The sequence below is a fragment of the Geobacter sp. PheSNFMC genome, from assembly GCF_059620965.1.
This window is the reverse complement of sequence record NZ_JCAMRN010000122.1, coordinates 1-2,016: the sequence shown is the minus strand read 5'-3', so window position 1 is coordinate 2,016 and position 2,016 is coordinate 1. Positions and strand designations below refer to the sequence as shown.

Here is a 2,016-nt window from a genome sequence, read left to right as displayed (position 1 = left end):
GGCGCTATGCCCCCCTGGAGATCGGCGAGGCGCGGGATGAGAAAGGTGCCGCGGCCGAGGCCATGCGCGCCCGGGAGTGCGAACGGCTCGACAAGCTCGTTCCCCGCACCTCCCGCCTGATCCTCCTGGATGAGCGGGGCGATCAGCTCACTTCGCCGGAATTCGCCGCCTACATCTCCCGCTGCCGGGACACGGCGGTACCCGAGCTGGCCTTCGCCATCGGCGGGGCCTATGGCTTCACCGACGGGTTCAGGCGCCGGGCCGACCGGGTCATCGCCCTGTCGCGGATGACCTTTACCCACCAGATGGTCCGGGTGGTGCTGCTGGAGCAGATCTACCGGGCCTTCACCATCATCGGCAACGAACCCTATCATCACTAATCCTGTCACGGAGGAGCAATGCCCAGACCGCTCGTGCTCATGATCCTCGATGGGTGGGGGATCAATCCCGACCCTTCCAATAATGCCGTAGCCATCGGCCGGACCCCGGTCATGGACCGCCTCATGGCCGAGTATCCCTCGGTGGAAATGGAGACCTCGGGCATGGCCGTGGGGCTTCCCGACGGCCAAATGGGGAACTCGGAAGTGGGCCATCTGAACATCGGCGCCGGCCGCGTGGTCTACCAGGACCTGACTCGCATCACCAAGGCGATCGGCGACGGCGACTTCTTCACCAATCCTGTGCTCCTGGACTGCATGGCCCGCGTCAGGGCCGCCGGCGGCAGACTGCACCTGGGCGGGCTCCTCTCCGACGGGGGGGTCCACTCCCATAACACGCACCTCTATGCCCTCATCGAGCTGGCCCGGCACCAGGGGGTGAAGGAGGTGTTCGTTCATGCCTTCCTGGACGGCCGCGACACCCCGCCCAGCAGCGGTGCGGGCTACCTGGCCGAGCTGGAGGCGGAGATCGGCCGGATCGGCTTCGGTAGGGTCGCCACGGTCATGGGGCGCTACTGGGCCATGGACCGGGATAATCGCTGGGAGCGGGTGGAGCGGGCCTACAACGCCATTGTCAAGGGTGAGGGGGCGCATCGTCCGGACTCGGCTGCGGCCATCGAGGCGAGCTACGGCGCCGGTGTCACGGACGAGTTCATGGACCCTGCCGTCATCGCCCCTAACGGCAAGCCCGTGGGGCTTCTCGCCGACGGGGACGGCTTCATCTGCTTCAACTTCCGCGCTGACCGGGCTCGGGAGATCACCCGGTCACTCACGGACCCCGCCTTCGCCGGTTTCGAACGTTCACCGTGGCCCCGCCTCGCCTCCTATGTCTGCCTCACCGAGTACGATGCCACCTTTCCACTCCCCGTGGCCTACCCCCCCGAAAGCCTCGCCAACATCCTGGGCCAGGTGGTGAGCCGGGCCGGGCTACGGCAACTGCGGATCGCCGAAACCGAGAAGTATGCCCATGTCACGTTCTTCTTCAACGGCGGCGTGGAAGAGCCGTTTCCCGGCGAGGAGCGGATCCTGATCCCCTCTCCCAAGGAGGTGGCCACCTACGACCAGAAGCCGGAAATGAGCGCCCCGCTCGTGACCGACGCGCTGCTGAAGCGGATCAACGAGGAAGTGGACGATGTGGTGGTGGTCAATTTCGCCAATGCCGACATGGTAGGGCACACTGGTATCCTCGATGCCGCGGTGCGCGCCATCGAGACGGTTGACGAGTGCGTGGGCCGCGTGGCGGCAACGGTGCTGGAGAAGGGGGGTGCGCTGATCGTAACTGCCGACCACGGCAACGCCGAGATGATGGTGGACGAGAACGGCGGCCCCCACACCGCCCATACCAACGAACGGGTACCGCTCATCCTGGTGGACGACTCCCGGAAGGGGGCGCGGCTGCGGCCCGGTACCCTGGCCGACATTGCGCCGACCATGCTTGAGTTGCTGGGGATTCCGCAGCCGCCGGAGATGACGGGGAAAAGCCTGCTGGCCGCTGCCGAGTGACGGCTGCGACGGTATTTTGACTTTCATTCAGGTCAGAGACGACAAAAAAGGGCGCTGCCGGCATTGCCGGCAGCGC

2 protein-coding genes are annotated in these 2,016 nt (G+C 66.2%); both read left to right on the top strand.

Features of this window, described 5'->3' with window-relative positions:
- Nucleotides 1-380 (top strand): 23S rRNA (pseudouridine(1915)-N(3))-methyltransferase RlmH (locus AC6CDK_RS17705; protein ID WP_496639951.1); only part of this gene is annotated, 380 nt, incomplete at its 5' end.
- 18 nt (nt 381-398) lie between these two features.
- Nucleotides 399-1,940: a 2,3-bisphosphoglycerate-independent phosphoglycerate mutase gene (gene gpmI, locus AC6CDK_RS17700; protein WP_192905682.1), complete on the top strand. Its 1,542-nt coding sequence runs from the start codon at nt 399-401 to the stop codon at nt 1,938-1,940.
- Nucleotides 1,941-2,016: the final 76 nt, after the last annotated feature.

What these genes read in the sequence shown, in the direction of transcription:
- gpmI (WP_192905682.1), top strand. Translation starts at nt 399, where the DNA reads ATGCCCAGACCGCTCGTGCTCATGATCCTCGATGGGTGGGGGATCAAT.